Raw genomic sequence first — 4,781 nt, 5'->3', positions numbered from 1 at the left:
GCGTCTTATCGCTTCGGGCGATCAGCCCCCTGAACTGCAACGTCTGGGTCAATCAATCTTTGTCAATGACGATGCACTCCTGTCAGCAGCCGCCTCAGCCTATATTCAGGTTCATGTCCTGGAAGAGGATCTACAGCAGCAGGCGCTTAATGAACTGTTGGCACACAGCAAACCCGTCGGGTATGTTGTACACGTCGAGAACGACAAGCGGGTTTATCCTGTGCCTGAGGGCTATCCAAAGCTGGAAGTATCAGAAATTCCGGGGGAGGTGATTGTTTTCCATGGTCAGAAACTGAATCCGCATGATATCGCTGTTGTAGAAAGCATCCATAACCTCTGGCAACAAGCTCAGGGTGATAACCCCACTTCCGGATTAACAACAAAGATAAGAAAAAGGAAGGTCGAAAGCTACCAATACGTCATTCGAAGCAGGCAGATGGCAGTGCTGGAGGAGCTTGTTGCACGGCAAAACGCTGCTGTTAACGAAGGACAGGAGACGCTTGCAGGGGAAGATAATCCGGAGATACCTTCGCTTGAAATGAGAGACAGGCTGGCGATACGTTCGCTTGCATACTACGAGTCTCTCCATCAGGCGTTGGCCATTGCTGCTTCAGATCAAGCCGATGAAGTCGAGTTCACACTAAAACCAGAACACATCAAAATCGCCTCGTCATTTATCACACACACCTGGCTGCAAATGCAACTGGCAAAACACTTCAGCTTCAAACCCGTGCTTAGAAATCTTCTGAATAAACAGCATTTTGTTCAGAATATGCTGGATGATACTTTAGCCAGTATCTCCAAACTAATGAACGATTTTATTTACAATGACGAAGATTTTGCTGACAAAATCCGGCGTGACCTGGCCAGACAGCTGATTGAAGTGGATAACAAGCTCGAAGAGCTTCAGCTAAAAGAAGCCAAACTCGTCCAGTTTAAAAATCAACTGCAGCAAGCAACGGAAAGAGCCGACGCCAGTGATAAGGAAAAGCAGGAAACACAATATCGCTATCAAGACGCTAAATTTGCGTATGAAACTCTTCGACGCAACATGGAAGAACTGGAAAGCCAGAAGCAGAAACTTGATCAGGAAGTCAAACAAATTCCAAAGCTGGAACAACAACTCCATGATGCCAGACTGGAGGCCAGAAAGACTTACAACTCTGAACTGGCAGCAATGCTTGGCATTGATGACTGGGATGATACCCAGCCACCAGAAGGGCAAGCCAGACGTCTCTTGGAGAAAATTAATGACATGCGTTCAAAGGTTATCGCAACCTATACCGCACCAGAAACATCTGATGAAGAAGCTTTACAAGCAAAACCGGCGGCGTTTGAAGGCATATCAGGTACTACTCCGATCAATGAAGAGGATCTGAGTTACAGCGCTAATGGGCCCGTTCCAAATATAGATAAGACATTAGACGCAACAGGACGGTCCAGTAAAGAAGCTGCAAAGGCAAAACCGGCGGCCATTGAAGGCCGGTCAGGTATTACTCCAGTCAATGAAAACGATCTGATTTACAATGTTCTTGGGCCCATGCTAATTCAGGATGAGACATTATTGGAAGGAGCGAATCCAGAGCAAATTCTTGCTCCCATTGAAAGAGGCTGTGGTCTGGTCCCGGTTGACAAAGCTGACCTGAAGGCTCGTGTCCGGGCCATTAAGGAACACATTGAGCACGTCAACCACCCCAGCTACCTCAGGCAGCAGGATGAACAGGCCAATCAACAAACGGTTCAGCAACAAAGCACCACCCGCACAGAGGCTGAAAAAGCAGCAGCCACCAAAGCTCGCCTTGCACTCATCGCCTCACATTTAAACATGCCGGATTTTGATGACAATACAGATATTGACACACAGCATAAACTTCTGGTCGAGAAGATCAAATCACTAAATGCCTTAACACAAAAACTAACCAAACTGAGTGATGATCAACAGAGCGAGATTAAAACACTTCGCGAAGAGAATACTCGTCAAGAAGAAGATATTGCAAGACTTCGTCCCGCAGAACAGATGTATGCAATTAAGTTTAAGCTGAAGAAGCCAGCAGATTTGGAAGCAGAACTGGAAAGCCTCAGAACACCACGCCACATAGTTAAACCGGAAGTACTTTGGAAACTGGGCGCCGTGGAGAAAGCTCTGAAGATGGATGATTTCGGTGCAGAGGACGATGTCTATTACCGACGCAACGCCATTTCTGAGGCGTTACAGACATCCATCACAAAATTCAGGCAGAGAGCTGAGGAAGACGCGCTGAAGGTACTGAAGACTGCAGAAGAAATATTTGAGATCAAAGTCAATGAAGGTGATGACAACAGAGAAAGACTTCACAGAATTCGTGCAATACTCGACGGCGATGATGTCACCGAAAAAAAACTGGATGATATAGAGAATGCCCTCAGCAAAGAAAAGTTCACGTCCAATTACGAAACAACGGGGACAAAACCTGGAAAGCTTCATGAGCTTCTTACCTTTTTTGTCGAAGACGCAGATGAACGAGTCTTGGCACAGCAGACAAGCATGCTCAAAACTGCAGAGGACGAGCTGGGCATCGCCACGAGTAAAAACCTCGCTGCCATAGAAAGAGGTAAGGATTCCGTTGCTAAACTGGCCGAAAAGCTGCAAGTAGATTTAATAAAAGACGCCAGTCTGGAAGAACAAAAGGGTTCTCTTATAAACAGAATCCAGACGTTAAAGCCTCTGGTAGGCTCACTCTCTGTCGATGAAGAAGGGGTCAAAAGATATAAAAACAATCACATTGCTCGCGTACTCAACATTGAGGACTATAGAGATGATGCCCCAATAGATGATCAGGTCAATCGTATTTTAGAAAAGCTCGCAGAGCTGGAAGCAGTAGCAAACACAGCGGGTCAGCCTGACACTCATGAGCGTATCGAAGCTATCGATGCTGAACTTGACAGGCAAATAGCCCGCCTGGGCCCCAAACCCCGATACACTCTTGATCGTGAGGTGACCAGAGCCAGAAGAGCAGTAGCAGATGCTGAAAGTGAGCTGAAGGCTACTTATCGCAAGCTGGAGAACGTTCGTCGCAAACGACAGATATCTGCCGGTCCTGCTGACGTTAACCCAATCACGGATGAGGACAAGACAACGCCTGATCAGGTAATGAAAAAACTTCAGGCTAATTTAGGCCTGACACCGGTTGACAAGCAAACCACTGAAGAGCGAGTAAACGACATCAGAGATCTTTTACATGGAGAAGATTCAGAGAAACAATATGAAATCGCTCAACAACTGAAAGCTACCACATCAGAACTGAAAATCTCTGTTGACGGTGACCCTGACAGGCTGACAGAAGAGGATTACTTTAATGCCATTGTGACCCACGCGGACACTTATGGTCAGGATGAAGTTGATTATCCAGCGGGCGAACTGCCTGAAACCAGGAGAAAGTACGCTCAGGTCACGAAATTCCTTCATGAGCACGCTTTAAGAGTAATGGAAATGACCCATGCACAGGATGAAGAAAAGCAAGCACAAGAGGAACTGAATACTATAAATCAGGCGATCGACCACTCCAAAGACAGTGATCCGAAAGCTAAAACCAAACTTGAAGACGAAAGAGACGTGCAGGCATTAGTCCTGAAACAAAAAAGAGCAGTCATATCAGAAGCACAAGAAGACCTGGAAGCTCATGTAGCGACTCTTAGAGACCTTGAAGATAACGTGGGCCTCAAGCCAGACCCTACTGCCCACTATACTGACCGGGTTGACGCCCTGAGAAACAAACAGCTGGAGCTGGGAGGGGATGATGGTAGTGGCGGCAAGATTCTGCAGCTGACCGGGGAACAGGACACTCTGAACAGAGAAATAGAAGTCAGGAAATCGGAAATAGATAAATTAAAGAAAGTGCTGCATGCTGCGGAGGAAGCCGCCGAAAATGAAGGTGGTCCCTTCCAGTACACGCCGGGGCAGGCAAGAATACTGGCCGATTTGCACGCCTACATGCAGTCGCACTCCCTCAAAAAACAGGCTCTGGAAGCCGTAATTGGCCTGTCAGAATCGGCAGAACTAAACGGTAAATCGATACCCAATCTTCAGACTTTTGACCTGGACGATGAATTTGCGCCGATTCGCCTGCAGGCCCTGGCCGGGGACAATCTGCCCTTTAATCAGGCCAGTCGGATTGTAGCAGTCTTCAAAGACCTTAAGGCGACGTTCACCTTCGAGCTCGCAGAAGATCAGTCTCTGAATCCTTTGGAAGAAGTCCAGATGCTGGCGAGCCGGGCGAGAATTTACATGAACACCGGGGCACAACAATTCGACGATGAAATCCACGGCATAGGTGAAGCAGCCATTCACTTCATTGAGCATGAACCAGAGGGCCTGAAAAGCTTCTCGGAATACTTCGCTACTCATTCTGCCAGTGGTCACAGGATCATCACTCTGCTGCGTGAAGGTCTGATCAGCAAGGTTGAACTGGAACACTACATGAAGGCCGTCAGAGGTGTCGATGGTTATCAGCTGGTGGATGAGTTTGAGCACTTCATTGGCTATAAACACGGCGTCAGGGTGCCTGAGTTCAGGAAGGTTGTTCAGATGCTGTCCGACAAGGGTGCTGAGGAATTCATGCAGAGTGCCTTTACTCCTGTGACCGTGACCACCAATGGCCCGGCAGGCATGAAAGAATCTTTTGCCGGCATGAAGGAGTATGCCGCTTCTGTGATCGCCAACTACGTTCTTGACGATATTGCCTTTGAAAACGGCCGCAGGACGGCAGCATTCCTGACCAATGTTCAGGATACCCTGACACCTT

1 protein-coding gene is annotated in these 4,781 nt (G+C 47.7%); it reads left to right on the top strand.

Translation table 11 applies throughout. The annotated features are described in order from the left end of the window. A partial coding sequence (locus KDK19_RS18275) for a hypothetical protein (protein ID WP_257292528.1) occupies positions 1-4,781 on the top strand: 4,781 nt, incomplete at both ends.

Source organism: Endozoicomonas sp. ONNA1, assembly GCF_024606325.1.
Classification (GTDB): domain Bacteria; phylum Pseudomonadota; class Gammaproteobacteria; order Pseudomonadales; family Endozoicomonadaceae; genus Endozoicomonas_A.
This window is presented reverse-complemented; position numbering and strand designations above follow the sequence as displayed.